At 45.8% G+C, this 742-nt stretch carries 1 protein-coding gene; it reads left to right on the forward strand.

What is annotated here, in order from left to right:
- On the forward strand, positions 1-742 hold a 742-nt coding region (locus tag R2R28_RS29095; protein WP_316829171.1), incomplete at both ends, for a Calx-beta domain-containing protein.

Consider the following 742-nt stretch of genomic DNA (forward strand, 5'->3'; position numbering starts at 1 on the left):
ATTGTTAACTTTCACCGCTGCGACCAACAACCCGAGCATTACGGTAACCCCTGCAACTGCTACGGTTAATATTGCCGATGACGATGTGGCGACGATTACTGTTGCCACAACAGATGGTGCTGAACCGAATACCAATGGTTCGTTTGTGTTTACCATGAGCAAAGCGAGTGCTACAAACACAACCATTACCTATACTGTTGGCGGTACTGCTACCAATGGCACAGATTATACGACTATTCCAACTACCGCTACTATTTTGGCTGGTCAGACTACCGTTACCGTTTCGGTTACTGTAACCAACGACCAGATCGTAGAAGGTAACGAAACCGTTTTATTAACTTTCACCGCTGCGACCAATAACCCAAGCATTACGGTAACCCCTGCAAATGCAACGGTTAATATTGCCGATGATGATGTGGCAACGATTACAGTTGCTACAACAGATGGTGCTGAACCGAATACCAATGGTTCGTTTGTGTTTACCATGAGCAAAGCGAGTGCTACAAACACAACCATTACCTATACAGTTGGTGGTACTGCGACCAATGGTACCGATTATACGACTATTCCAACTACCGCTACTATTTTGGCTGGTCAAACTACCGTTACCGTTCCGGTTACTGTAACCAACGACCAGATCGTAGAAGGTAACGAAACAGTATTGTTAACTTTCACCGCTGCGACCAACAACCCAAGCATTACGGTAACCCCTGCAACGGCTACGGTTAATATTGCCGATGAC

The sequence above is a fragment of the Pedobacter miscanthi genome, from assembly GCF_032678605.1.
GTDB classification, from domain to species: Bacteria; Bacteroidota; Bacteroidia; order Sphingobacteriales; family Sphingobacteriaceae; genus Pedobacter; species Pedobacter miscanthi_A.